Source organism: Isoptericola sp. NPDC056573, from assembly GCF_042793335.1.
Classification (GTDB): Bacteria; Actinomycetota; Actinomycetes; order Actinomycetales; family Cellulomonadaceae; genus Isoptericola.
In genome coordinates this window covers 195,953-220,784 of the sequence record NZ_JBHTUY010000008.1, presented here as the reverse complement: position 1 = coordinate 220,784, position 24,832 = coordinate 195,953, and the positions used below count along the sequence as shown (strand labels likewise).

Sequence of the window (24,832 nt, the reverse complement as noted above, 5' to 3'; positions counted from 1 at the left end):
ACTACCTCGCCGAGTCCTCGACTACCTCGCGGGGGTTCGGACTACCTCGCGGGGGTTCGGACTACCTCGCGGGGGTTCGGACTACCTCGGCGGGGGCGCCGTCGAGGCACGGACGACGAGCGACGTGGGCAGCCGCAGGTGGCGCTCGCGGGCGGTGCCCTCGAGGAGGTCGAGCACCATGCGCAGCGCCTCCGCGCCCATGCGGTGCAGGGGCTGCGCGACGGTGGTGAGCGGGGGAGCGCTGCCCCACGACTCGGGGATGTTGTCGAAGCCGACGACGGACAGGTCCTCGGGGACGCGCAGGCCGAGCTCGCCGGCCACCTCGAGCACGTGGATGGCCGACAGGTCGTTCGCGGCGAACACGGCGGTGGGGCGGTCCGGCCGGTCGAGCAGGGTGCGCACGGGCGCGTCGGCGAGGTCGGGGCGGTAGCCGCCCACCTTGATGAGGAGCGGGTCGACGGCGATGCCGGCGCCCTCGAGCGCCTGCCGGTAGCCGAGCTCGCGCAGCCGCGCGGACTCGAGGTCGGCGCGGCCGCCCAGGTGCGCGATCCGCCGGTGGCCGAGGTCGATGAGGTGCTCGACGGCCTCGCGGGCGCCGGTCGTGTTGTCGGAGTCCACGGTGGGGGTGCCCTCGGGCCCGGTGTGCGGGTCGACGGCGACCACGGGCACGGGGGAGTCGGCGGACATCACCATCGTCGGCGTCACGACGATCGCCGCGTCGACCAGGGTGCCGGCCAGACGGGACAGCGACCGCCGCTCCCAGCCCGTGCGCGCGCCGCCGTCCGTGCGGCCGGCGTAGGCGAGGAGCTCGTAGCCGGTGCCGTCCACGGCGGCCGAGATGCCCTTGAGCAGCTCGGTGGAGTACGGCTCGAACTCGGCGACGAGCACGCCGATGACGTTGGTGCTGGTGCGGCGCAGGCTGCGGGCGACCAGGGAGGACTCGTAGCCGAGCTCTTCGACGACGGCGAGCACCCGTTCGGACGTCCCGGCGGCCACGCCGTACCGGTTGTTGACCACCTTCGACACGGTGGCGACCGAGACCCCGGCGACGCGGGCGACGTCGGAGATGGTGACGCGCCCGGCGACAGGTGCGGTGGGACCCCTGGGCGGGTCGGCGGCGGTGCTCACGAGTCGACAGTATGCGCCATACGGGCGGCGATGACGCGTCGTCGTCGGCGTCCGAGCCGGCGACGGGTGAGGTTTCGAAATCGTTATCGACAACGATTGACGAATCGACGGCCGGCCTGCCACTCTCGTGCCAGGAACACTCCTACCTTCGCGGCAGCGTCGCTGCCGTGCCCGTCGACGAGGACAAGGGATCGATGATGACGAGGACGAGGATCATCCGCGGCGCCACCGCGGTCGCGCTCGGGACCACCGTGGCGCTCCTGGGCGCCGCCTGCGCGGGCCAGGGCACCGGCTCGCAGGGCGACGACGACGGCGGCAGCAGCGCCGACGCCAGCACGATCACGTGGTGGCACAACTCGAACACCGGCGAGGGCAAGGAGTACTACGACAAGCTCGCTGCCGACTTCGAGAAGGACCACCCCGGCACCACCGTCGAGGTCAGCGCCATGGCGCACGAGGACATGCTCACCAAGCTCGACGCCGCCTTCCAGTCCGGCGACGCGCCCGACGTCTTCATGGAGCGCGGCGGCGGCGAGCTCGCCGACCACGTCGAGGCCGGCCTGCTCAAGGACCTCTCCGAGCCCGCCGCGGAGACCATCGACAAGCTCGGCGCGTACATGCCGGGCTTCCAGGTGGACGGGGCGTCGTACGCGCTGCCGTTCTCCATGGGGGTCGTCGGCTTCTGGTACAACAAGTCGCTCTTCGAGAAGGCGGGGATCACCGAGACCCCGACCACGATGGACGAGCTGTACGACGTCTTCGCCAAGCTCAGTGACGCCGGCGTCACGCCCGCCTCGGTGGGCGCGGGCGACAAGTGGCCCGCCGCGCACTACTGGTACTACAACGTCATCCGGCAGTGCGCCAAGGACACCCTCGACGCCGCCATCGCCGACGTCGACTACTCCGACCCGTGCTTCGTCAAGGCGGGCGACTCGCTCGACGAGCTGCTCGCCACCGAGCCGTTCAACAAGGGCTTCCTCACCACGCCCGCGCAGACCGGCCCCACGTCGGCCTCGGGCCTGCTCGCCTCGGGCAAGGTCGCGATGGAGCTGGCCGGCCACTGGGAGCCCGGCGTCATGCAGGGGCTCACGGAGGACGGCTCCGGCCTGGGCGACGACACCGGCTGGTTCCCCTACCCGTCGATCGACGGTCAGCAGGGCACCGACGGTGCGCAGATGGGCGGCGGCGACGCGTGGGCCGTGTCGAAGGACGCGCCCGACGTGGCGGTCGAGTTCGCCGAGTACCTGCTGAGCGACGAGGTGCAGACGGGCTTCGCCGAGCTCGACATGGGCCTGCCGACCAACCCGGCCGCGTCCTCGTCGGTCTCCGACCCGGCGCTGGCCGAGCTGCTCGAGGTGCGTGACGGCGCCCCGGAGATCCAGCTGTACCTCGACACGCTCCTCGGAGCGTCGGTCGGTGGCGCGATGAACGACGCGATCGCCCTGCAGTTCGCCGGCAAGGCGACCCCGCAGGACGTGGTCGACGCGGTGCAGTCCGCCGCGGAAGCGGACCAGTGACCGGACGATGACGGACACCGCAGTCCGGTCCGCCGACCGTGCCCCGGCACGGTCGGCGGACCGCCGTCCGGAGCGCCGCGGCCGTGCCGCCGCATGGCGCAAGCGGGCGGAGATCGCCCTGTTCGTGACGCCGGCGCTCGCGCTCCTCGTGGCCTTCGTGGTGGTCCCGATCGCCACCGCCGTGCAGATGTCGCTGTACAAGTGGAAGGGCTTCGGCCCGATGGTCGACTTCGTCGGCCTGCGCAACTACGTGTCGGTGCTGACCAACGAGGTGTTCACCGACGCCGTCGTGCACAACCTCATCATCGTGGTGGGCTCGATCCTGCTGCAGCTGCCGCTCGGGCTCGCGATCGCCCTGCTGCTCAACCGCAAGATGTGGGGCCAGGGCCTGCTGCGCACGATCATCTTCGTGCCGTACGTGCTGGCGGAGGTCATCGCCGGCGTCGTGTGGTTCCAGCTGCTGCAGCCGCAGTACGGCGTCATCGACACGCTGCTCGCCGCCGTGGGCCTGCACGGGCCGGAGCAGGGCTTCCTCGGCACGCCCGAGTACGCGCTGTGGACCGTGCTCGTGGTGCTCACCTGGAAGTACCTCGGCCTCGCCGTGATCCTCTTCCTCGCCGGCCTGCAGGGCGTGCCCGACGAGCTGTACGAGGCCGCACAGCTCGACGGCGCCTCCTGGTGGCAGGTGCAGCGCCGCATCACCATCCCGCTGCTCGGCCCGACCATGCGCACCTGGGGCTTCCTGTCGATGATCGGCTCGCTCCAGCTCTTCGACATGGTGTGGATCCTCACCGGCGGCGGGCCCGCGAACGCCACGACGACGATGGCGACGTTCCTCGTCAACGAGGGCACCAAGCGGCAGAACTTCGGCATCGCCGGCGCCGCCTCCGTGGTGCTGTTCGTCATCGCGCTGGTGCTCGCGCTCGCGTACCAGAAGTTCATCCTGAGCCGCGACAGCAAGGAGGGCGGCCGATGAGCGCCGTGACGACCCCCGCCCGCACCTCTGGCCGCAACCCCGCCCGTGCGTCGTCCGGCGGGGCGCGGAAGAAGTCGTTCTCCGGCGGGAGCCCGCTGGTCTACGCGATCGCCCTCGTCGTGGTGGCGGTGACCCTCGGGCCCGTGCTGTACGGCGTGCTCGGCGGGTTCCGCTCCAACGCCCAGCTCGCGGAGGACCCGGCCGGCCTGCCCAGCCCGTGGGTGTGGGACAACTACGCCGGCGTGCTCGCGGCGGACTCGCCGTTCTGGGGGTACTTCCTCAACTCCACGATCATCGCCGTCGTCACGACCGCCGTCGTCGTGGTGTTCGGCATCATGGCCGCCTACCCCCTCGCGCGGTACCGCTTCAAGGGTCGCGAGGCGCTGTTCATGGTGTTCGTGATCGGGCTGCTGTTCCCCGCCACGGTGGCGATCATCCCGCTGTTCATCCTCATCACGCAGAACTACCAGATGGGCAACACGTGGTGGGGCGTGGCGCTGCCGCAGGCGGCGTTCGCGCTGCCGATGACGGTCGTCATCCTGCGCCCGTTCCTCCAGGCGCTGCCCACCGAGCTCGAGGAGGCGGCGCAGCTCGACGGCGCCAGCCGCATCGGGTTCTTCTGGCGGATCCTGCTGCCCCTGTCCGGGCCGGGGATGGTGACCGTGGGCGTGCTCGCGTTCGTCGGCTCCTGGAACGCCTACCTCCTGCCCCTGCTGCTGCTGCAGGGCGACATGCGGACGCTGCCCCTCGGCGTCGCCGACTTCTCCTCGGAGCACTCGGCCGACACCGCGGGCGTGTTCGCCTTCACGACGCTGGCGATGATCCCTGCGCTGGTGTTCTTCCTCGCGATGCAGAAGCGCATCGTGAACGGCCTGCAGGGAGCCGTGAAGGGATGACCCAAGGAGAGCACGTGACCCACCCTGTCCCCACGGTGCCGGAGCTGCCGGCGCTGCCCGTGGTGTCCGAGCGCGTGACCGCGCTGCACGCCCGCATGACCCTGGAGGAGAAGCTCGCGCAGCTGGTCGGCTACTGGCTCGACAAGGGCGGCGAGGTCGTCGCCCCCATGCAGGGCGAGATGGCCGCCGGTGACGGCGGCCGCCTCGAGGAGGTCACCCGGCACGGCATCGGCCACTACACCCGCGTGTACGGCACGCGGCCGGTCGACCCGGCGGAGCGCGCCGCCTGGCTGTGGGCGGAGCAGCAGCGGCTGCGGCGCGAGACCCGCCTCGGCATCCCCGCCCTCGTGCACGAGGAATGCCTCACGGGCCTGTCCGCGTGGAAGGCGGCGACGTTCCCCACGCCGCTCGCCTGGGGCGCGTCGTTCGACCCGGACCTCGTGGCCGAGATGGGCGCCGTCATCGGCAGGTCCATGCGGGAGCTCGGCATCCACCAGGGCCTCGCGCCCGTGCTCGACGTCGTGCGCGACCCCCGCTGGGGCCGCGTCGACGAGTGCATCGGCGAGGACCCCTACCTCGTCGGCACGGTCGGCACCGCGTACGTGCGGGGCCTGCAGGACGCCGGCGTGCACGCCACGCTCAAGCACTTCGTCGGGTACTCGGCGTCGCGCGCCGGTCGCAACCACGCGCCCGTCTCGGCGGGCCCGCGGGAGATGGCCGACGTCTTCCTCCCGCCGTTCGAGATGGCGGTGCGTGACGGCGGCGTGCGGTCGGTCATGGCGTCGTACGTCGACGTCGACGGCGTGCCGATGCACGCCAGCGCGGAGCACCTCACCGGGATCCTGCGCGACGAGTGGGGCTTCGAGGGCACCGTCGTCGCGGACTACTTCGGCGTCGCGTTCCTCGAGGTGATGCACCGGGTGGCCGCGGACCGCGGGCAGGCGGCCGCGCAGGCGCTCGCGGCGGGCCTCGACGTCGAGCTGCCGTCGGGCGACGCCTACCTCGAGCCGCTCGCGGAGGTCGTCCGCGCGGGCGGGCTCGACGAGCGGTACGTGGACCGCGCCGTGCTGCGCGCCCTCGCGCAGAAGGAGGAGCTCGGGCTGCTCGACGACGACGCCTTCGCCGGCGAGCCGCCCGCGGTCGTCGACCTGGACTCGCCCGCCCACCGGGACGTGGCGCGTCGTCTGGCGGAGGAGTCGCTCGTGCTCCTCAGCAACGACGGCGTGCTGCCGCTGACGCGGTGGAGCGCCGCGCCGGTGCGCGTCGCCGTCGTCGGCCCCAACGCGCACCGCAGCGACGCCCTCATGGGCTGCTACTCGTTCGCCAACCACGTGCTGGCGCACCACCCCGAGGTGCCGAAGGGCTTCCACATCCCCACCGTGTTCGAGTCGCTGGGCGGCGCGTTCCGCTCCGCGGGGCTGCCGCAGCCCGAGCTGGTGCACGCCGCGGGCTGCGACGTCGAGGGCGAGGACACGTCCGGCTTCGCGGAGGCGGTCGCCGCCGCGTCGTCGGCCGACGTGGCCGTCGTCGTCGTGGGCGACCACGCGGGCCTCTTCGGCCGCGGCACCGTGGGCGAGGGCAACGACGCGGAGTCGCTGGAGCTGCCCGGCGTGCAGCGCGGGCTCGTCGAGGCCGTGCTCGCCACCGGCACCCCCGTCGTCATGGTGGTGCTCAGCGGTCGGCCGTACGCGATCGACTGGGCGCTCGACGTCGCGGGCGACTCCGACGACCGGCGCCCGGGCGCGGTGCTGCAGGCGTTCTTCCCCGGCGAGGAGGGCGGCACCGCGGTCGCCGCGGCGATCGCCGGCGCGATGAACCCGTCGGGCCGCCTGCCGGTGTCGCTGCCCCGGTCGGCCGGGGCGCAGCCGTACTCGTACCTGCACCCTGTGCTGGGCGGGCCGTCCGACGTCACGTCCACCGACTCGACGCCGCTGCGACCGTTCGGCTTCGGCCTGTCGTACACCACGTTCGCGTACACCGACCTGGCCGTCGACGGCGAGGTCGCCGCGGGCGGCACGTTCGCCGCGGCCGTCCGGGTGACCAACACCGGGACCGTCGCCGGGTCGGACGTCGTGCAGCTCTACGGGCGCGACGTGGTCGGGTCGGTGACCCGGCCCGTGGCGCAGCTGCTCGCGTACCGCCGCGTCGCGCTCGAGCCGGGGGAGTCCGTCGTCGTGACGTTCGCCGTGCCGACGACCCGGCTCGCGTTCGCCGACCGCCGCCTCGTGCGCGTCGTCGAGCCGGGCGACGCCGAGGTGTGGGTCGGGTCGCACGTGGCCGCCACGCCCGACGCCGAGGCCGAGGACGTGCAGCACGCCACCGGCGGGGCCATCACCAGCGCCCGCCGCTCGGAGAAGCGCGACCTGCCGGGGACGGCGACGCCCCGCGCGACGCTCGTCGTCACCGGCGACACCTACGAGGTGACCGTCGCCGACCCGCGGGTGGTGACGTCCACCGTGGCGTGACGGTGCGTCCCGGGTGGCCGGCGGCGGCCACCCGGGACGCGTGCCGGGGGACGCGGTCAGACCCCCAGGTCGACGGTGCCCGTGCTGCCGTCCCGCGTGCGCAGGGTCCCGGTCGTGAGCGCGCCGGCGTCGCCGCTCGGCCACCACACGACCCAGTAGCCGTCCGTGACCGTGGCCGCGACGTCGTCGCCGGCGTCGGTCGTGACGGTCAGCGCCACCACGTCGTCGCCGGCATAGCCCCAGGCGCCGCTCCACCCCTGGTCGCCCGTGCCCGCCGTGCCCATCAGCGTGGCGATGCCCGGCGCGGGCAGCTCGCGCGGCTCGTCGGCGCCGAACCCCACGCCGCCCTGTGCATCGGCGGCACCGATCTCGTCGGCGCAGAGGGCGGTGCGGTCGAGGGGCGCGTCCGCGGCGACGAACGTCAGCACCGCGTCGTCGCGGACCTCCGAGGCGATCACCCGCATCGGGTCCGCGGTGTCGGCGAGGTCGGCGGTCGGCGTGATCGTCTGGCACGCCTCGACCGCGGTGGCCACGCTCCGCTCGCGGGCGGCCGACCTCTCGGACGCCACCCAGGGCACCGCGACGGCTGCGACGGCGGCCAGCCCCACCGCGCCGAGCACGAGAGCCCTCTGCCTCCGGGGGCGGGCGGGGGCGGGCTCGGCCACGGCGACGGGATCCACGCGCCGATCGTACGCAACCAGCCGCGCGGCCGGGCCGGCAGGTCCGGGGCGTGACCGTCTAGGGGGCCGTCGTGCTCCTCCCCGCGGGGCGGCGCGACTCGTCCAGCCGCCGGGCGAGCGGCCGGGCGGTGAGCAGCACGAACGCCGCGAACAGCGACTGCGGCACGAGGGCGGCCAGGCCGTCGCCCGTGGCCGCGAGCATGCTCCCGTTCACCGCGACGTCGGCGACCATCACCACCACGCCCAGTGCCACCCCGGCCCGCCGCCGCAGCAGGACCAGCGTCACGACCAGCGGGTCGACGACGGTCAGCGCCACCCAGAACGCGCGGACGCCCGCGGGATACCCGGCGTAGACGTCGGTGCCGCCCAGCACCAGGTCGACCACGTGGGTCGTCGTCCCCACGAGGAACCCGGCCACCCAGAGCAGGCGCACCACGCCCAGGGCGCGTGCGGACGACCGTGGCGAGGGCACCACCCCAGAATGGGGCATGGCCAGCGTGCTGCACGTCGTCCGGTCCGTCGTCGCGCCGATCACCCGGACGCGCGCGTTCCGGGCCGTCGCCCCCGTCGTGCTGCCGCCCGTGGAACGCGCGCTGGCGCGGCTCACGCGCGGCCGGTTCCAGCTCTCGGCCGTGCTGGTGCCCTCGTTGGTGCTGCACACCACCGGGGCCCGGTCCGGCGAGCCGCGCGACACCTACCTCATGTACACGCCCGTGGGCGCCGGACGCCTCGTGGTCGCGGGCACGTCGTTCGCGCGCGACCGCCACCCCGCGTGGACGTACAACCTGCTCGCGCACCCGGACGCCGCCGTCAGCGTCCGCGGCCGGCGCTTCGACGTCCGCGCGACCCCCGTCACCGACGACGGCGAGCGGGACGCGCTGTGGGCGCGCATCGAGGCGCAGTGGCCGGGGTATCGCGCCTACGAGCGGGAGTCCGGCCGCGTGGTGCGGCTGGTCGTGCTCGAGCGGGCGGACGCCGGCGACCGCTGATTCGTCCATGTCGTCCGCCGGATCGGACATTCCCCGCCCCCGCGCGGCGTCTCTACCGTGATCGTCAGGCCGCTCGGGGACGAGGGTGCGACGCCACGGCGGCGGCGCGGTCCTCGTGCCTCGGCGCATCGCACGACTGACCAGCACGACACCCGATCACCGGAAGGCCGCGCCGTGCCCCACCCCGTGTCGAAGGTGCCCTCGCACCTCCCCTCCCGCCTGACGATCAGCCTGTGGGACTTCACCTGGTACACCCGGACCACCCCGGGTGAGCCGTTCGCCGATCTCGACGTCGCGTTCGAGCAGGCCGTCGAGCGCGGCTACAACACCGTGCGGATCTGCGCGATGCCGTTCCTGCTCTTCGGCGACCACGGCATCGACACCGCCGCGCTGCGCTTCACGAGCATGGGCGGCGACGTCGGGGTCAGGACGCGGTGGTACGACGCCGCCGGCGGGGCCGTCCTCGACGGCCGGGCCCACCTCCTGGAGCTCTTCCGGGCGGCGGAGCGCCACGGCTGCCACGTCATCCTGTCGTCCTGGGAGTACCAGCAGAGCCCGGCGTTCCTCGAGGGACCGGAGTGGTACGAGGCCCTCATGGCGGTGGATCCGGACGACCGCCACCGCGTCATGGCCGAGGCCATGTCCGACCTCGTGCAGTTCCTCAAGGACCACGGCCTCGCCGAGCGCATCGCCTACGCCGAGCTGCACAACGAGGTCGACCTGAGCCGCCTCTCCCTGGCGGGCGGTGGCGGCCCGGCAGACGTCTACTGGCCCCAGCGCCCGTTCGTGGAGTCCGCGGTGGCCCGCATGCAGGAGCGCCACCCCGACATCCTCGCCACGACCTGCTACGGCATCCCGCCGCACCTCGACATCGGCGCCGTCCCCGACAACGGCGAGGTCGCCCACTTCCACATCTACGTCTACGGCGTGCTCGGCGCGCTCGAGAAGTGGGCCGGGGTGCGCGCCGTCGACGGGTTCCCCTCCCCGGAGCTGCGGTCCCTGCTGCGCGACGACGCCCCGGACATGGCGTCGTACGAGGGCAAGGTCGACCCGTGGCGCCTGTCCGCCACGGGAGTCTCCGCGAGCATGTTCTACAGCCACGACTGGATGGATACCGCGCGCTGGGACCGGTGGCTGTACGAGAACTACGGCCGGTGGCGGGAGGCCATGAGCACCGCGGTCGACGAGCGGCTCGACGTGCTGGCGCGCCACGCACGGCGCACGGGCACTCCTCTCGTGATCGGCGAGGGGTGGGTCGGCTACACCCCGCTGCTCGCCGAGTTCGAGGACGGCCCCGTCGGCCAGGGCATCGCCGAGCGCGCGATCACCCGGTGCATCGAGCTCGGCGCCTGGGGCGCCGTCCTCGGCTCCAACTCGGCGCCCCACCACCCCGGCTGGGACAACGTCGAGTGGCAGCGGACCTGGAACCGCCGCCTGACCCTGGGCGACGCCGCCGCCTGAGGGGCAGCACGCGCCGTCCGCTCAGCGGCCCCGGGCGCGATAGGCGGTCGGTGACGACCCGTGCACGCGGGTGAACTGACGCGAGAAGTACAGCGCGTCGTCGTACCCGCTGGCCTGCGCGACGGCCGTGACCGGGAGGTCCGTGCTGTCGAGGAGCTCTCGCGCCCGGGCCATCCGCAGCCCGGTCTGATAGCGCAGCGGCGAAGTACCGACCTGCGCCCGGAACAGGCTGCCGAGCTGCGACGGGCTCAGTCCGACCATGGCCGCCAGCGACTCCACCGACGTGCGGCGCGGGGCGGTCGACCGCAGGTGCTCGACGGCGCGCTCCACGGGGTCCGGGGCGGGGCCGGGGGAGCGGCGTCCGGTCGCCACGACGAGGGCGAGGGCGTGCCAGGCCGCGCCGGTCGCGGTCACGAGACCGCCCGCCGTGCCGGCGTCGAGCGCGTCGATCACCTGGGAGACGAGGCTCGCCACGGGCGCCGGGTCCCGGAGGTGGGTCACGGGGCCGCCGGCCGTCTCGCGTGCCGCGCGGACGAGCTCGTCGGCGTCCCGGCCGGTGGCGTGCAGCCACCAGAGGGTCCACGGGTCGTGCTCGGCGGCGGCGTACTCGTGCGACGACCCGGCCGGCACCAGCACCACGTCCCCGGGTCGGACGTCGAACCGGCCGTCCGGCGTGCGGCACCAACCGGCGCCGTCGGTGCAGACCAGCAGGACGTGCTCCCGGGCGCCGTCGGGTCGCGACCGCCCGTGGCGGGCGGCGTGCGGGAAGAACCCGGCGTCCGTCACGACGAACCGGGCCGTCACGGGGCGCGCGAGGGCCGCGCGGACCGCCGGGCGCGGCACGACGACCATGCGCTGGCCGGCGAAGCCGTCGCGGAGCGCGCCCTCGCCCCCGACCTCGGCCGCGACGCCGCGTTCGGCCGTCGTTTCGTCCATGCGTCCCAGGGAATCGCCCATCGTGCCGCGCGGTCAAGCGGCCTACGTTCGTCGCATGCCAGGAGAAGAGTCGCGGATCGTCCTGCCGCCCGCCCCGGACAGCCTCGCCGACCGGCCCGTGCGCGGGTGGCGCGAGCCGGTGTCCATCGACACGTACGACATCGGCGAGCCGGACCGGTACCCGGCCTACCTGGACCAGCGGGTGTACCAGGGGTCGTCGGGGGCGGTGTACCCGATGCCGTTCGTCGACCGCGTCGAGCAGACCAAGGCGCCCCGCGGGTGGGACGCGATCCACCTGGAGAACGCGTACGTGCGGCTCATGGTGCTGCCGGAGCTGGGCGGGCGCATCCACGTGGGCCTCGACCGCACGCGCGGCTACGACTTCTTCTACCGCAACGACGTCATCAAGCCGGCGCTGGTCGGGCTGCTCGGGCCGTGGCTCTCGGGGGGCGTAGAGCTCAACTGGCCGCAGCACCACCGGCCCGCGACGTTCCTGCCGACGGAGGCGTGGATCGAGCACGAGCCGGACGGCGCGGTGACGGTGTGGTGCTCCGACCACGACCCGTTCGCGCGCATGCAGGGGATGCACGGCGTGCGGCTGCGCCCGGACAGCGCGCTCGTCGAGCTGCGCGTCCGCCTCGTCAACCGGACCGACGACGTGCAGACGTTCCTGTGGTGGGCCAACGTGGCCGCCGCGGTGCACGACGACTACCAGGCGTTCTTCCCCACGGACGTGACGGTCGTGGCCGACCACGCCAAGCGCGCCGTGACGACCTTCCCCGCGGCGTCGGGCCGCTACTACGGCGTGGACTACCCGGCGCAGCGCACGCCCGAGCGGCCGGACGGCGACCGCCTGGACCGGTACCGCAACATCCCCGTGCCGACGTCGTACATGTGCCTGGGCTCGCAGGACGACTTCTTCGGCGGCTACGACCACACCGCCCGTGCCGGGTTCGTGCACTGGGCGGACCACCGGGTCTCGCCCGGCAAGAAGATGTGGACGTGGGGGAACGCGCCGTTCGGCTGGGCCTGGGACCGGCACCTCACGGACACGAACGGCCCGTACGTGGAGCTCATGGCGGGGGTCTTCACCGACAACCAGCCGGACTTCGCGTTCCTGCGCCCGGGGGAGACGACGACGTTCTCGCAGTACTGGTACCCGATCCAGGACGTCGGGCCCGTGCACCAGGCGACCCTGGACGCGGCGGTGCGGCTCGACGTCGAGGGCGCGGCCGTCCGCGTCGGCGTCGCGGTCACCTCCCCGCGGCCGGGGGCACGGGTGGTGCTGCGGGCCGGCGGCGAGGTGCTGCTGGACGAGCGGGCCGACGTCGTGCCCGGGGCGCCGCTCGTGCGCGAGGTGGCCGGGCCCGCCGGCGTCGACCCGACCGCCTACGAGCTCGTCGTCGAGCACGACGGCGCGACGCTCGTCGCCTGGCGCCCGCGGCCCGCGGCGGACCCCGACGCCCCCGCGCCGGAGCCCGCCACCGAGCCGCCCGCGCCGGAGGACCTCGCGTCCGTCGACGAGCTGTACGTCACCGGCCTGCACCTGGACCAGTACCGGCACGCGACCCGCTCGCCGGAGCCGTACTGGGCCGAGGCGCTGCGCCGCGACCCCGGGGACGCGCGCTGCGCGACGGCGCTCGCGGCCCGGCGGGCGCGCGCGGGCCGCCTGGAGGAGGCCGAGCGGCTGCTGCGCACCGCGGTCGCGCGCCTCACGGTGCGCAACCCCAACCCGCGCGACGGGGAGGCGCACTACCGGCTGGGCCTCGTCCTCGCGCGGCAGGGCCGGACGGCCGAGGCGCGCGAGGCGCTGGGCACGGCGTCGTGGGACCAGGCGTGGCGCGACGCCGCGGCCGTCGCGACCGCGCGCCTCGACCTCGCCGAGGGGCGCGACGCCGAGGCCGCGGAGGAGCTCGACGCGCTGCTGCGCCGCAGCCCGGAGCACGTGCAGGGCCGCAACCTCGCGGCGGTCGCCGCGCGACGCCTGGGGGACGCGGACCGCGCCCGCGACCTGGTGCGCGGCACGCTCGCCGTCGACCCCCTCGACGCGTGGGCGCGCGACCTCGCGGCGCGACTCGCGCTCGCCGTCCCGACGGGACCGACGCCCGACCCGACGATCGCGCTCGACGTCGCGTTGGAGCACGCGTCGGCGGGGGAGGTCGCGGACGCCGTCGAGCTGCTGGAGGACGTCGCGACGCGCCCGTCCCCGCGCGGGCAGCGGGACGTCCGCGCGCTCGCGCTGCTGCACCGCGCCGACCTGGAGCTGGCCCGCGGCGACCGGGCGGCCGCGGCGGACGCGCTCGAGCGGGCCCGGCGCGCCCCGCGCGACTGGGCGTTCCCGGCCGCCACGGACGACGACGCCCTCGCGCGGCTGCGCCGGGCGTGGCCGCAGGACCCGCTCGTCGCGGGCCTGGCCGGGCACCGCCTGTACGCGGCGGGCCGGCGCGAGGACGCGGTCGCGGCCTGGGAGGTCGCGGCCGCGGGCGACGGGACCGACGCCGTCGTGCTGCGGAACCTCGGCGTCGCGGCCTACAACGTGCGCGGCGACGCCGCGGCGGCGGCCGCCTGGTACGCCCGCGCGCGGGCCCTCGCCCCCGGCGACGCCCGCCTGCTGTACGAGGCGGACCAGCTCGAGGCGCGGCGGGGTACCGACCCGGAGCGCCGCCTGGCGTCGCTGCTCGACCGGCCCGACCTGGTCGACGCCCGCGACGACCTGTCCGTGCAGCTCGCGGAGCTGCACACCGCGCTCGGCAGCGCGGCCGAGGCGCTCGACACCCTGGCCGGCCGGTCCTTCCAGCCGTGGGAGGGGGGCGAGGGCCGGGTGCTGGCCGCCTGGGACGCCGCGCACCTCGCCCTCGGCCGGCGGGCCCTGGACGACGGCGACGCCGCGACCGCGCTGGCGCACGCCACCGCGGCCCTCACGCCGCCGCAGTCGCTCGGGGAGGCGCGCCACCCGCTCGCCAACACCGCCGACCTGCACCTGCTGCTCGGCGACGCGCTCGACGCCGCGGGCCGCGCCGACGAGGCCCGGGACGCCTGGCGCACCGCCGCCGACCAGCAGGGCGACTTCGAGGGCATGGCCGTCCAGGAGTTCTCGGAGCGCACGGCGGCCTCCGTGCTCGCGCTGCGCCGGCTGGGGCGCGCGGACGACGCACGGCACCTGCGTGACGGCCTCGCGCGGTACGTCGAGGCCGAGGACGGCCGCCGCGCGACCGTCGACTACTTCGCGACGTCGCTGCCCGCCATGCTGCTGTTCGCCCACGACGTCCAGCAGGACCACGACGACCGCGTCCGCGCCCTGCGCGACCAGCTCGCCGCCCTCGACCGGCACGTCGCCGCCACCGCGTCGGCCTGACCCGCCCGCCCCGACCCCGCTTCTCGAAGGAGAGAGCCCATGCCCGACGCCCTCGACAGCCGACGGTCCGTCACGCACCGCGTGCGGGCCCGCCGCCCGTCCCCACCGCGCCGCGACCACCTCGAGCTGGGCGACCCGCCCGGCGCGTCGGACGCGGTGGCCGTGACCAGCCGGTACCTCGAGCGGGCGGGGCGGCCCTGGTTCCCCGTGACGGGCGAGGTGCACTACTCGCGCGTCCCGCGCGACCGCTGGTCGGAGGTGCTGGGGCACGCGAAGGCGGGCGGGCTGGACTCCGTGGCGACGTACGTCTTCTGGCAGGCGCACGAGCCCGCACCGGGCGACTTCCGCTGGGACGGGAACCTCGACCTGCGCGCGTTCGTCGAGACGGCCGGCCGGCACGGGCTCGACGTCGTCGTCCGGCTGGGGCCGTGGGCGCACGGCGAGGCGCGGTACGGCGGCTTCCCCGACTGGCTCGTCGAGCGCGGGCTGGCGACGCGCACGAACGACCCCGCTTACCTCGACCTGGTGCGCGCCTACTACGCGCAGACGGTCGCGCAGCTCGACGGCCTCACGCACGCCGAGGGCGGGCCGGTCGTCGGGGCCCAGGTGGACAACGAGCTCTACGACCAGCCCGAGCACCTCGCCACCCTGCGCACCACCGCGGAGGAGCTGGGCCTGCGGGTGCCGGTCTGGACCGCGACCGGGTGGGGCGGCGCGCAGGTGCCCGCCACCCTGCTTCCCCTGTACAGCGCGTACGCCGACGGGTTCTGGGAGGACGCCGAGACCGAGTGGCCGGCGTTCTCGCCCGTGCACTTCCGGTACAGCACGGTGCGCGACGACCTCTCGGTGGGCGCCGACCTGCGCGAGGCCCTCGACGGCATCGTCGTGGCACCCGACGCGGTGGCGCTCAAGGACGACGACGCCCTGCCGTACGCGACCTGCGAGCTCGGCGGCGGGATGCACGTCGCCTACCACCGGCGGCCGCTCGTGACGCCCGGCGACGTGGCCGCCCTCGCGCTCGCGAAGGTCGGCAGCGGCTCCGTCTGGCAGGGGTACTACATGTACGCCGGCGGCACCCAGCGCGTCGGGCCGCACGGCACGGAGCAGGAGTCGCACGCCACCGGGTACCCGAACGACGTGCCCACCCGCACCTACGACTTCGGCGCCCCCGTCGGCGAGCACGGCCAGGTGCGCCGCCACCACCACCTGCTGCGCCGCCAGCACCTGTGGCTCCAGGCCGACGGCGCCGAGATCGCGGCCATGACGACCACCGTGGGCGGGGGGAGCGACACCCCGGAGGACCTGCGCTGGTCGGTGCGGTCGGACGGCCGCCGCGGGTACGTCTTCCTCACCACGTACCAGCCGGCGCGCCGCCCGCTGCCGCCGCAGTCGGGCGTCCAGGTCGCCGTCGAGCTCGACGACGCGACCGTGACCGTGCCCACGCGTCCGGTGGACCTGCCGGCGGGCGTCTCGGTCGCGTGGCCGCTCCGCCTCCCGCTGGGCGCCGGCCTCGTGCTGCGCAGCGCGACGGCGCAGCTGCTCACCCGGATCGACGCCGGGCCGGACGGCGGGACCGGGCGGGATCTCGTCGTGCTCGTCGCGACCGACGGCGTGCCCGTCGAGCTCGTCGTCGACGGCGACGTCACGGCGACGGGTCCGGTGGAGGCGCGCGCCGGGGACGGCGCGACGGTCCTCGACCTCACCGGTCGCCCGGGTCCCGACACCCTGGTCCGGCTGGGCGGCCCGTCGGGCGGGGTCGACGTGCTGGTGCTCGACGAGGCGACGGCCGACCGGCTGTACCGCCTCGACGTCGGCGGCCGCGAGCGCCTGGTGCTCTCCGACGCCCCGGCGTACGCGCTCGACGGCGCGCTCGTCGTGCACACGGAGGAACCGGCGGTGACGGTGTCGATGCTGCCCGCGCCGGCGTCGCTGACGTCGACGACCACGGGCGCCGACGTCGCCGCCGACATCGCCGACGACGTCGCCCCCGACCAGCAGGCCGGCGCGCTCTGGTCCACGTGGACGCTGTCCGTCCCCGGCGCCGGGCGCCGCCGGGTCGCGTCGGACCTGCGCCCGGTCGCCCCCGCGCCGCCGGAGCCGGCGCACGGCGGTCCCATGGACCGGCTCAGCGCGCCGGTCGACTTCTCCGGCGCCGCCCCCGTGGACCTGGACGTGCCCGCCGACGCGCTGGACGGCGTCGACCGTGCGCTGCTGCGCGTCGCGTGGACGGGCGACGTCGGCCGGGCGCTGGTGGGAGGGGAGGTCGTGAGCGACCACTTCTGGCACGGCCGCGAGTGGGACGTCGACCTCACGCCGTGGCGCGACGACGTCGCCCGCGACGGCCTGACGCTGGAGCTGCTGCCGTGGCGCGCCGAGACCGGCGTCTGGGTGGACCCGTCCGTGCGCGACGTGCCCGACGGGATCGCCGTCGCCGCGGTCGACGTCGTGCGGGTGGCGCGGGTGGTGCTCGCCGTGGGGGAGGAGCGGTCGTGGACCTGAACCGGCGCGAGGTGCTGCGGCTGCTCGGCGTCGCCGGCCTCGGCGTCGCGGGCGGCGGGGCGCTCGCGGGCTGTTCGTCCACGACCGCGGCCGCGCCGGTTCCTTCGGGAGCGGCGGCCCTCGGGCTGTGGACGCACGACCCCGGCTACGCGAGCTACTTCACGCAGGCGGCCACGGACTCGGCCGTCGTCGGCGGCAGCGCGTGGACCTTCGGCGTGGACGTCACGTCCGTCGCGCCGGCCGACATCGTCTCGCGCCTGGTGACGCAGGCGGTCGCGCAGCGGCCGCTGCCGGACCTGGCCGGGCTGGTGATCGACCAGTTCCCCCGCGTCATGCGGGCCGGGATCGCGGAGAACCTGTTCGTCGACCTCACCTCGCTGACGGCGCCCCTGGGCGACCGGCTGCTGAAGACCCAGCCGTACACCGTGGACGGCAAGGTGTACGCGCTGGAGTCGGACAACTCCATCTCGGTGATGTTCTACCGGGCCGACCTCTTCGAGGAGCTGGGGATCCCGGCGGACGTCGACACCTGGGAGGAGCTGCTCGAGGTCGGGGCCGAGGTCGCCGCGGACACCGGCCAGGCGATCGGGATGGTGGCCAACGGCGACAACGGCTCCATCGTCAACGGGTTCACGCAGCTGCTCCTGCAGCGCGGCGGGAACCTCTACGACGCCGACGGGAACCTCGCCGTGCTCTCGGACGAGGCCGTCGAGGTGCTCGAGCTCATGGCCGAGGGCGTCCGGACGGGGGCGTTCGTCGCCCTCGCGGACCCGTACGGCGGCGCCGCCGCGGCGGCGCTCAAGGGGAGCCGGCTCGTCGCGACCGTCATGCCGAACTGGTACGAGGTGTACGGCCTCCAGGCGAACGCGCCCGACCAGTCCGGGCTGTGGCGGGCGCGCACGATCCCGCGGTTCGCGGGCGGGGGGCACGTCGCCTCCACGATGGGCGGCACCGCGTTCGCGGTGCTCAAGGACCAGCCCCTGACCGACGCCGCGACCGACTTCCTGCAGCGGGCCTACCTGTCCGAGGAGGGCCAGCTCGCCCGGTACTTCGCGGGCGCCTACATGCCCACCCTGGTCGACCTCTACGACGCGCCCGAGTTCCAGGAGATCACCGACCCGTACCTCGGCGGCCAGCGCGTCTTCGAGGTCTTCTCCGCCGCCGCGGCCGACATGCCGCTCTTCTACCAGTCCGCGGGCGCCTCGGTGCTGCGCGACAGCCTCGGCGGCCCCATCCTCCGCGCCATCAACGGTCAGGTCGGTGCCGAGGAGGCGCTGCGGGCCGGGGTGCGCACGTACGAGAGGCAGGTGCAGCAGTGAGCACCCTGACCAGGCCGCCGACGGCGACGGCCACCCGGGACGCCGCGCGCGCCCCCCGACGCGGGAGCGGGCGGCAGTGGGCGCCCTACCTCTTCATCTCCCCGTTCTTCCTGCTGTTCACGGTCTTCATGGTGGTGCCGGTCGGGGCGGGGATCTACCTGAGCCTCACCGACTGGGCCGGGCTGGGCAGCCCGGAGTTCGTGGGACTGGCGAACTACTCCCGGCTGCTGCGCGACGCGAGCTTCGGCGCCGCCCTGGCGAACACCGCCTTCTACACCGTCTTCGCGATGGTGGTGGTGCTGCCCCTGGCGCTGCTGATCGCGCTGGCCCTCGACGCCAAAGGGCTGCGGCTGCGGGACTTCTTCCGCCTCACGTACTTCATGCCGGTGGTGCTGTCGCCGATCGTCATCGCCCTGATCTTCGGGCTGGTCTTCGACGGCGAGTACGGGCTGCTCAACGCCACGCTCGAGGCCCTCTTCGGGTTCGGCGGCGTCTCCTGGCTCACCGACCCGTGGTGGGCACGCGTCGTCGTCGTGGTGCTGGTGCTGTGGCGCTGGACCGGGTACCTCACGATCTTCTTCCTCGCCGGCCTGCAGAACATCCCGCGCGAGCTGCACGAGGCGGCCGAGCTCGACGGCGCGGGCGTCGTGCGCCGGTTCTTCGCCGTCACGCTGCCCCAGCTCAAGCCGGTCACGGCCTTCATCGCCGTGACGATGCTGGTGAGCACCGCGCAGATCTTCGAGGAGCCGTTCCTGCTCACGCAGGGCGGTCCCGGCGAGGCCACGCTGTCGGTCTCGATGTTCGTCTACCGGGCCGGGTTCCAGCGTCAGGAGCTCGGCTACGCCGCGGCCGCCGGCGTCGTCATGTTCGTCATCGTGTTCGTGCTGGGCCGGCTCGGCACCCGCGCGTTCGGCGTCGGGAGGAACCGATGAGCACTCCGACCCTCGCGCGGGCACCCCGCGCCGGGACCCCCGTGGCGGGGCGGGCGGCCCGCGCCCCGCGGCGCTTCCGCCCGGGCCGTGCCGCGCTGTACGCGGTGCTCGGTCTGCTGACCGTGGTCTACGTCGCGCCGCTGCTGTGGGCGCTGTCCTCGTCGTTCAAGGACCGCGGCGACATCTTCGCGTTCCCGCCCGCGCTGATCCCGGACCCGGCCACGCTGGACAGCTACGCGAACCTCCTCGCCACGCAGCCGTTCTGGCAGTGGATGCTGATGAGCACCGTCGTGGCCACCGTCAGCACCGTCGCCACCGTCTTCCTGTGCTCCCTGGCCGGCTTCGGGTTCGCCAAGTACGAGTTCCGCGGCAAGCGGGTGCTGTTCGACGTGATGTTCTCGTCGCTGGCCATCCCGTTCGCGGTGATCGTCGTGCCGCTGTTCGTCCTCGTCGCGAAGCTGGGGCTGGCGAACCCGTTCTTCGCGCTGGTCGTGCCCTGGGTGGCGCCGGCGTTCGGGATCTTCATGATGCGCCAGTACACCGAGCAGTCGGTGCCCGACGAGCTCCTCGACGCGGCCCGCATCGACGGGTGCTCCGAGCTGCGGACGTTCCTGTCGGTCGTCATGCCGCTGCTGCGGCCCGCGATCGGGGCGCTCGCGGTGTGGAGCTTCCTCAACTCGTACAACACGCTGCTGTGGCCGCTGGTGATCATCGCCGAGCCCGAGTTCTACACGCTGCCGCTGGGGCTGCAGGCGCTGTTCGGCGCCGAGGGACGGCAGTACGACCTGGTGATGGCGGGGTCGGTGCTCGCGGCCGTCCCCGCGCTGATCGTGTTCTTCGTGCTGCGCAAGCAGCTCGTCAACGGCCTGACCGCAGGGGCGGTGAAGGGATGAGCGAGATGACGGACCCCAAGATGGTGACGGACCGGTCGACGCCGGACCGGAGGCAGACGGGCGCGACGCCGGGAGGCACCGCCGCGGGGGTCCCCGCGCACCTGCCCCGCCGCCTGGCGATCACGCTGTGGGACTTCTCCTGGTACGTGCGCACCGGGCCGGGGGAGCCCTTCGAGGACCTGGACGCGGCGTTCGCCCGCGCCGCGGAGCTCGGGTACAACGCCGTGCGGGTCTGCGCGATGCCGTTCCTGCTGTTCCGGTCCGGCCTCGACACGACGGCGCTGCGGCTGGGGCCGATCGGCGGCGGGTACGCGTCGCGGGTGCGCTGGTACGACGTGCGCGAGCCGACGACGGTCGACGCCCGCGCGCACCTGCTGGAGCTGTTCCGCGGCGCCGACCGGCACGGCATGACGGTGATCGCCTCGTCGTGGGAGTACCAGCAGAGCCCGGCGTTCGCCGCGGACCGGGCCTGGTACGACGCCCTCCAGGCCGTGCCCCCCGAGGACAGGCTGACCGTGTTCGGCGAGGCGATGGCCGACCTCGTGGACCTGCTGCGCGACGAGGGGCTCGACCACGCCCTGGCGTTCGTCGAGCCGCACAACGAGGTGCAGGCCGGGCACCTCACCGCAGGGCTGCCCGGCGTCGAGGACCCGGTGGTGGAGCTGCGCGACCGGCTCGAGCGCGGCATCGCCGCCTTCTCCGCGCGCCACCCCGACGTGCTGTGCGGACCGAACTACGCCGCCGTGCCCGTCACCGCGATGCGGGGGCTGCCGCGCAACGCCCAGGTGCTCGGGGTCCACCCGTACGTGTACGGCGTCCTGGACGACCTGGTGCGGGAGTTCGCGCTGCGCGGCGACCCCGCCGACTTCCCGCAGGCGCGGGCCGACGCCGAGCTGCTCCGGCCGGATGCGCCGCGGCTCGGCGAGTGGGCGCCGCCGCCGGACGAGGAGTGGAAGCGGCGCGCGTCGATCGTCGGGCACGCGGAGATCTACGTGCACGACTGGTGCGACCCGCAGGCCGTGGACCGGTGGCTGTACGAGCGGTACGGCGCGCACCGCATCGCGATGGCCGAGCGGCTGCGGGAGTGGATCGGCGTCGCCGCCGACCACGCGGCGCGGCTCGGCGTCCCGCTCGTGCTGGGGGAGGGCTGGGTGGGCTACACCCCGCGCGACACCCGGTTCGAGGAGGGTCCGGTCGGGGCGCAGATCTGCCGGGACGCCGTGCGGCACGCGGACGCCGTCGGCGCCTGGGGCTCCGTCGTGTGCTCCAACGCCGCACCGCAGCACGCCATGTGGCTCGACGCCGACCTGCAGCGCGAGTGCACCGCCGTCATCCTCGGCGAGCCCGGGGACCCGGACGTCGCCGGCGCCGCCTAGGGTCGGCGGCATGACCGACGCCGCGGACCCGTACGAGCTCGTCCCCACCGCACCGGACGTCGAGGCCTACGTGCGGCTGCGTCGCGACGCGGGCCTGAGCCCGAAGACTCCCGAGCAGGCGGGGTACGCCGTCGCGAACAGCTGGGCGTTCGTCCACGTGCGGCACCGGCCGACGGGGGAGGCCGTCGCGATGGGGCGCGTGCTCGGCGACGGCGGCTGGTACTTCCACGTCGCCGACATGGCGACCCTGCCCGCCCACCAGCGCCAGGGGCTGGGGCGGCGGGTGCTCGGGTGGCTGCTCGACCAGATCGCCGAGCGCGCGCCCGCCGACCCGTACGTCACCCTCATGGCGGACGCGCCGGGCCGGCCCCTGTACCGCAGCATGGGCTTCGTCGAGTCCGCGCCGCACAGTCTCGGGATGGTCCTGGCGTCCCGGCCCTGAGGCTCCGGGCTGCCGCGCACGCCCCGGCGCGAGACCATCGGACGATGGCGACCGACCGCGACATCCAGCAGACCATCAGCGACCTCATCGCCCGGGAACGGGAGCTGCGCGAGCGGCTCGCGAAGGGTGAGATCGACGCGAGCACCGAGCACGACGAGCTCGCCGCGACGGAGACCCGGCTCGATCAGTGCTGGGACCTGCTGCGGCAGCGGCACGCGGCACGGGAGTTCGGCGGCGACCCGGACCAGGCGACCGTCCGCCCCGCGGAGGTCGTGGAGCGCTACCGCGGGTAGGGCCGGGACGGGACCGTGGGGCCGGTTCGCCGAGACCTCCATGCCCGTGCGGGGGCGCGCCCGTCACGCCTCCGCGGCCTCGAGCCGGCCCGACGCGACGGCGTCCAGGAAGGCGGCGTAGTCGCGGTCGTTCTGGTCCGCGTAGTCCGCGGCGAAGTCCGCGACCGCCCGGTCGAAGACGTCGCCGTGGCCGAGGTAGGCGGCGATCGCGACGCGGTCGCCGGAGCGGGCGTGCGCCCGCGCGAGCGCCTCTCCGCAGAGCTGGGCGTAGGCGCGCGCGCCCGGGGCGTCCATCGCCTCGACGTCCACCCCGCCCTTCCAGTCGTAGAGCTGGCGGAGGTAGTAGTCGCGGACGACGCCGTCCACGCCCGCGACGCGCTGCCAGCCGAGGAAGACGTCGCCGGCCGCCTGCATGAGCCGCTGCCCGCGCACCACCCGCTCGCCGTGGTTGGCGTACCGGCTGGGCGGCAGGAAGCGCTCCAGCACCGAGCGCTCCGCCTGCTTGGCCTGGAGCACGAGGGTGTCCCCCTCGTCGCGGCCGCGCAGCAGCACGACCCAGGCCCGCGTGCCGACGCTGCCGACGCCGACGACCTTGCGCGCCAGGTGCACGTACGAGTACTCCGCCATCGGGTGGTGCTCCGGCTGGAGCGTCGGCAGGTACGAGGCGATCAGGCCCCGCATCCACTCCTCCGCCCGCTCCCGGTCGCGCGCGAGGGGCACGAGGTCCTCGACGGGGACGACGAGCGGTGGGCTGGCCGCGATCCGCGGCTCGCCGTCGACCACCTCGACGAGCTTGGCGGTCGCGCGCGTGCTGTCCTTCGTCCGGGCCTTCGCGAGGTCCGCCTCCAGCCGGTCGACCTGCTTGCGGCCGACCCGCTTCGCGCGGTGCTCGGCCTCGACCCAGGCCACGACACGGTCCGTGTCGAGCCGGTCGTACCACCCCTCGAGCACGCCCGATCCCGCCAGCCGCAGCATGCGCTCGCGGTAGGCCCGCACGACGGCGAGGTCGATGTCGCGGCGCCGGCCGGCGTCGAAGCCGCGGTGCCGGCCCGCGACCTCGACGCTGGCGGCCAGCCGCTTGACGTCCCACTCCCACGGGCCGGGGAGCGTCTCGTCGAAGTCGTTGATGTCGAACACCATCGCCCGCTCGGGCGTGCCGAAGACGCCGAAGTTCGACAGGTGCGCGTCGCCGCAGACCTGCGTGACGATCCCCGACGCGGGCGTCCGGGCGAGGTCCGTCGCCATGAGCAGCGCGGCGCCCCGGTAGAAGGTGAACGGCGAGACCATCATCCGCCGGTGCCGGATCGGCAGGAGCTCCGGCACCCGGGTGGCCTCCTGCTCCTCGAGGAGGGCGACCGGGTCGGGGCGGTCGGGCGGGGGCGTCCATCCCGCGTGGGACGCCCTCGGGGTGCGGCGGCGGGCGCTCCTGCCGTGCTCGGCGCGGCGCGCGAAGTCGTGCGGCGGCGGGAGCTCCTCGGCCACGTCGTCACGGGTGCTCATGGGCCACCTCCGATGCCTCGTCCGATCGTCGGCCCCGCCGCCGACCGTCGCACCCGGGCGGTCCGGCAGAGGGTGCGGGGGAGGTCAGCGCGGTTCCACGCGCAGGGTGGTCGAGCGCGCGGTCGGGCTGGTGACCGACCGCACCGCCGAGCCGTCGCCGTACTTGGCGTGGTAGGCGGCGTCGATCGCGTCGTCGTGGGCGTCGTCGCGGGTGAACGTCACCTCGGCGCGGACGCCGCCGGCGTCGATCTCGCCGGTGCCGGTGCGCTGCACGCCGCGATACCAGGCGCCCTCGACGCCGCGCACGGAGCGCAGGTAGAGCGCGCCGTCCACGACGACGTGCCACACGATGCGGGGCGTGCGCAGCGTGCCGTCGGGGCGGTGCGCGGCGACGCGGAGCTCGCCGTCGCCGTCGATCGCCGCCAGGTCGGCGGGGTTCCAGTCGGTCATGACTCCTCCTCGGCGGGGAACGGGGCGATGTCGTCGACGGCGCGCAGGGCGTTGAGCGTGCGCGGGTATCCGACGACGGGCAGCAGCTGGGTGACGACCGCGACCAGCGTGGCGCGGTCGTTGCCGACGTGGAGGTTCGCGCGCACGTGCCCGGCCACCTGCGGGTCGGCCCCGCCGAGCGCGACGAGCAGCGCCAGCGTGACCAGCTCGCGGGTCGGAACGTCGAGGCCGCCGCGCGTGTAGTGGTCGCCGAAGCAGTGCGCGGCCAGGGCGCGCTGCACGTGCTGCTCGTCGGCGGGGGCGTTCGCGTGCATGGCGTCGACCGCGTCGGCGCCGACGATCCGCTTCTGCACGGCGAGGCCGTCGGCGGCGCGCGTCGCGGGCGTCACCGTGGCCTGCCCGGGCAGCGGGAGCTCGACGTCGTGGTCGGCGAGCAGCTCGTTCGCCACCACCAGCGCGTCGACCGCCCGGCCGAGCCCCGCGTACGGGACCGCCTGGTACAGCACCTCCTTGAGCTCGACCGGCGTGACGCCGGCGGCGAGGGCGTCGTCGAGCTCGACCCGCAGGACGGCGGTGCCGCCGGTCGCGACGACGGCGGCGACCCGCAGCAGGCCCCGCAGTCGCGGGGCGAGCGGGGCGTCGCGCTCGACGTCGTCGGCGAACCGGTCCGCGATCGCGACCAGCTCCGGGTCGGTGGCGGCGAGCGAGGTGTCGGCGAGGGGCAT

21 protein-coding genes are annotated in these 24,832 nt (G+C 74.7%); 14 read left to right on the top strand and 7 right to left on the bottom strand.

Annotated features, from left to right (window positions below; all coding sequences use genetic code 11):
• Nucleotides 1-81: 81 nt before the first annotated feature.
• Nucleotides 82-1,128 (bottom strand): LacI family DNA-binding transcriptional regulator, encoded by a 1,047-nt coding sequence (locus tag ACFQ8E_RS15630; protein WP_430551485.1) that lies wholly within the window; start codon nucleotides 1,126-1,128, stop codon nucleotides 82-84.
• A 197-nt stretch (nucleotides 1,129-1,325) separates the two neighbouring features.
• Here ACFQ8E_RS15630 and ACFQ8E_RS15625 point away from each other — a divergent pair, with 197 nt between their 5' ends.
• From ACFQ8E_RS15625 to ACFQ8E_RS15610, 4 genes are read left to right on the top strand one after another with little or no spacing between them, the layout of a single operon-like run.
• Nucleotides 1,326-2,645: an ABC transporter substrate-binding protein gene (locus ACFQ8E_RS15625; RefSeq protein ID WP_430551484.1), complete on the top strand. Its 1,320-nt coding sequence runs from the start codon at nucleotides 1,326-1,328 to the stop codon at nucleotides 2,643-2,645.
• A 7-nt stretch (nucleotides 2,646-2,652) separates the two neighbouring features.
• Nucleotides 2,653-3,621 (top strand): carbohydrate ABC transporter permease, encoded by a 969-nt coding sequence (locus tag ACFQ8E_RS15620; RefSeq protein WP_430551483.1) that lies wholly within the window; start codon nucleotides 2,653-2,655, stop codon nucleotides 3,619-3,621.
• Complete coding sequence (locus ACFQ8E_RS15615) at nucleotides 3,618-4,517, top strand: carbohydrate ABC transporter permease (RefSeq protein WP_430551482.1); 900 nt, start codon at nucleotides 3,618-3,620, stop codon at nucleotides 4,515-4,517. The genes ACFQ8E_RS15620 and ACFQ8E_RS15615 overlap by 4 nt, the downstream gene beginning before the upstream one ends.
• Nucleotides 4,514-6,982: a beta-glucosidase gene (locus ACFQ8E_RS15610; protein WP_430551481.1), complete on the top strand. Its 2,469-nt coding sequence runs from the start codon at nucleotides 4,514-4,516 to the stop codon at nucleotides 6,980-6,982. The genes ACFQ8E_RS15615 and ACFQ8E_RS15610 overlap by 4 nt, the downstream gene beginning before the upstream one ends.
• 56 nt (nucleotides 6,983-7,038) lie before the next feature.
• Here ACFQ8E_RS15610 and ACFQ8E_RS15605 read toward each other — a convergent pair whose 3' ends face one another.
• Both ACFQ8E_RS15605 and ACFQ8E_RS15600 read right to left on the bottom strand, forming a co-directional pair.
• Nucleotides 7,039-7,662 (bottom strand): hypothetical protein, encoded by a 624-nt coding sequence (locus tag ACFQ8E_RS15605; protein ID WP_430551480.1) that lies wholly within the window; start codon nucleotides 7,660-7,662, stop codon nucleotides 7,039-7,041.
• Nucleotides 7,663-7,720: 58 nt separating this feature from the next.
• Nucleotides 7,721-8,134: a hypothetical protein gene (locus ACFQ8E_RS15600; protein ID WP_430551479.1), complete on the bottom strand. Its 414-nt coding sequence runs from the start codon at nucleotides 8,132-8,134 to the stop codon at nucleotides 7,721-7,723.
• A gap of 16 nt (nucleotides 8,135-8,150) precedes the next feature.
• On the opposite strand from ACFQ8E_RS15600, the gene ACFQ8E_RS15595 reads away from it, so the two are divergent.
• Both ACFQ8E_RS15595 and ACFQ8E_RS15590 read left to right on the top strand, forming a co-directional pair.
• Nucleotides 8,151-8,651 (top strand): nitroreductase family deazaflavin-dependent oxidoreductase, encoded by a 501-nt coding sequence (locus ACFQ8E_RS15595; RefSeq protein ID WP_430551478.1) that lies wholly within the window; start codon nucleotides 8,151-8,153, stop codon nucleotides 8,649-8,651.
• Between the two features lie 174 nt (nucleotides 8,652-8,825).
• Nucleotides 8,826-10,112 (top strand): cellulase-like family protein, encoded by a 1,287-nt coding sequence (locus ACFQ8E_RS15590; protein WP_430551477.1) that lies wholly within the window; start codon nucleotides 8,826-8,828, stop codon nucleotides 10,110-10,112.
• A 21-nt stretch (nucleotides 10,113-10,133) separates the two neighbouring features.
• Here ACFQ8E_RS15590 and ACFQ8E_RS15585 read toward each other — a convergent pair whose 3' ends face one another.
• Complete coding sequence (locus ACFQ8E_RS15585; protein WP_430551476.1) at nucleotides 10,134-11,048, bottom strand: helix-turn-helix domain-containing protein; 915 nt, start codon at nucleotides 11,046-11,048, stop codon at nucleotides 10,134-10,136.
• Between the two features lie 55 nt (nucleotides 11,049-11,103).
• Between ACFQ8E_RS15585 and ACFQ8E_RS15580 the strand changes: the two genes are divergently transcribed.
• The 8 genes from ACFQ8E_RS15580 to ACFQ8E_RS15545 are packed head-to-tail and all read left to right on the top strand — an operon-like array spanning nucleotide 11,104 to nucleotide 22,157.
• A complete protein-coding gene (locus ACFQ8E_RS15580) occupies nucleotides 11,104-14,403 on the top strand; it encodes a DUF5107 domain-containing protein (RefSeq protein ID WP_430551475.1) in 3,300 nt (1,099 codons plus the stop codon).
• A gap of 39 nt (nucleotides 14,404-14,442) precedes the next feature.
• Nucleotides 14,443-16,902, top strand: a complete 2,460-nt coding sequence (locus ACFQ8E_RS15575) for a beta-galactosidase (RefSeq protein ID WP_430551474.1) — start codon at nucleotides 14,443-14,445, stop codon at nucleotides 16,900-16,902.
• Nucleotides 16,893-18,221 (top strand): ABC transporter substrate-binding protein, encoded by a 1,329-nt coding sequence (locus ACFQ8E_RS15570; RefSeq protein WP_430551473.1) that lies wholly within the window; start codon nucleotides 16,893-16,895, stop codon nucleotides 18,219-18,221. The genes ACFQ8E_RS15575 and ACFQ8E_RS15570 overlap by 10 nt, the downstream gene beginning before the upstream one ends.
• Complete coding sequence (locus ACFQ8E_RS15565; RefSeq protein WP_430551472.1) at nucleotides 18,218-19,153, top strand: carbohydrate ABC transporter permease; 936 nt, start codon at nucleotides 18,218-18,220, stop codon at nucleotides 19,151-19,153. The genes ACFQ8E_RS15570 and ACFQ8E_RS15565 overlap by 4 nt, the downstream gene beginning before the upstream one ends.
• Complete coding sequence (locus tag ACFQ8E_RS15560; protein ID WP_430551471.1) at nucleotides 19,150-20,046, top strand: carbohydrate ABC transporter permease; 897 nt, start codon at nucleotides 19,150-19,152, stop codon at nucleotides 20,044-20,046. The genes ACFQ8E_RS15565 and ACFQ8E_RS15560 overlap by 4 nt, the downstream gene beginning before the upstream one ends.
• Nucleotides 20,047-20,051: 5 nt before the next feature.
• Nucleotides 20,052-21,422 (top strand): cellulase-like family protein, encoded by a 1,371-nt coding sequence (locus ACFQ8E_RS15555; RefSeq protein ID WP_430551470.1) that lies wholly within the window; start codon nucleotides 20,052-20,054, stop codon nucleotides 21,420-21,422.
• A gap of 10 nt (nucleotides 21,423-21,432) precedes the next feature.
• Entirely contained in the window at nucleotides 21,433-21,864 is a 432-nt protein-coding gene (locus ACFQ8E_RS15550; protein ID WP_430551469.1) for a GNAT family N-acetyltransferase, read from the top strand.
• Nucleotides 21,865-21,908: 44 nt separating this feature from the next.
• Nucleotides 21,909-22,157: a DUF2630 family protein gene (locus ACFQ8E_RS15545; protein ID WP_430551468.1), complete on the top strand. Its 249-nt coding sequence runs from the start codon at nucleotides 21,909-21,911 to the stop codon at nucleotides 22,155-22,157.
• 63 nt (nucleotides 22,158-22,220) lie between these two features.
• On the opposite strand, the gene ACFQ8E_RS15540 is transcribed toward ACFQ8E_RS15545, so the two are convergent.
• From ACFQ8E_RS15540 to ACFQ8E_RS15530, 3 genes are all read right to left on the bottom strand, one after another.
• Entirely contained in the window at nucleotides 22,221-23,657 is a 1,437-nt protein-coding gene (locus ACFQ8E_RS15540; protein WP_430551467.1) for a DUF2252 domain-containing protein, read from the bottom strand.
• Nucleotides 23,658-23,741: 84 nt separating this feature from the next.
• Nucleotides 23,742-24,107: a DUF2255 family protein gene (locus ACFQ8E_RS15535; protein ID WP_430551466.1), complete on the bottom strand. Its 366-nt coding sequence runs from the start codon at nucleotides 24,105-24,107 to the stop codon at nucleotides 23,742-23,744.
• Nucleotides 24,104-24,832, bottom strand: a complete 729-nt coding sequence (locus tag ACFQ8E_RS15530; protein WP_430551465.1) for a carboxymuconolactone decarboxylase family protein — start codon at nucleotides 24,830-24,832, stop codon at nucleotides 24,104-24,106. The genes ACFQ8E_RS15535 and ACFQ8E_RS15530 overlap by 4 nt, the downstream gene beginning before the upstream one ends.

Excerpts from the sequence above, each read along its gene's own strand:
- ACFQ8E_RS15550 (WP_430551469.1), top strand. The coding sequence starts at position 21,433 with ATGACCGACGCCGCGGACCCGTACGAGCTCGTCCCCACCGCACCGGAC.
- ACFQ8E_RS15535 (WP_430551466.1), bottom strand. The coding sequence starts at position 24,107 with ATGACCGACTGGAACCCCGCCGACCTGGCGGCGATCGACGGCGACGGC.
- ACFQ8E_RS15555 (WP_430551470.1), top strand. The coding sequence starts at position 20,052 with ATGACGGACCCCAAGATGGTGACGGACCGGTCGACGCCGGACCGGAGG.
- ACFQ8E_RS15540 (WP_430551467.1), bottom strand. The coding sequence starts at position 23,657 with ATGAGCACCCGTGACGACGTGGCCGAGGAGCTCCCGCCGCCGCACGAC.
- ACFQ8E_RS15560 (WP_430551471.1), top strand. The coding sequence starts at position 19,150 with ATGAGCACTCCGACCCTCGCGCGGGCACCCCGCGCCGGGACCCCCGTG.
- ACFQ8E_RS15625 (WP_430551484.1), top strand. The coding sequence starts at position 1,326 with ATGACGAGGACGAGGATCATCCGCGGCGCCACCGCGGTCGCGCTCGGG.
- ACFQ8E_RS15580 (WP_430551475.1), top strand. The coding sequence starts at position 11,104 with ATGCCAGGAGAAGAGTCGCGGATCGTCCTGCCGCCCGCCCCGGACAGC.
- ACFQ8E_RS15585 (WP_430551476.1), bottom strand. The coding sequence starts at position 11,048 with ATGGACGAAACGACGGCCGAACGCGGCGTCGCGGCCGAGGTCGGGGGC.
- ACFQ8E_RS15595 (WP_430551478.1), top strand. The coding sequence starts at position 8,151 with ATGGCCAGCGTGCTGCACGTCGTCCGGTCCGTCGTCGCGCCGATCACC.
- ACFQ8E_RS15620 (WP_430551483.1), top strand. The coding sequence starts at position 2,653 with ATGACGGACACCGCAGTCCGGTCCGCCGACCGTGCCCCGGCACGGTCG.
- ACFQ8E_RS15530 (WP_430551465.1), bottom strand. The coding sequence starts at position 24,832 with ATGCCCCTCGCCGACACCTCGCTCGCCGCCACCGACCCGGAGCTGGTC.
- ACFQ8E_RS15615 (WP_430551482.1), top strand. The coding sequence starts at position 3,618 with ATGAGCGCCGTGACGACCCCCGCCCGCACCTCTGGCCGCAACCCCGCC.
- ACFQ8E_RS15575 (WP_430551474.1), top strand. The coding sequence starts at position 14,443 with ATGCCCGACGCCCTCGACAGCCGACGGTCCGTCACGCACCGCGTGCGG.
- ACFQ8E_RS15610 (WP_430551481.1), top strand. The coding sequence starts at position 4,514 with ATGACCCAAGGAGAGCACGTGACCCACCCTGTCCCCACGGTGCCGGAG.
- ACFQ8E_RS15545 (WP_430551468.1), top strand. The coding sequence starts at position 21,909 with ATGGCGACCGACCGCGACATCCAGCAGACCATCAGCGACCTCATCGCC.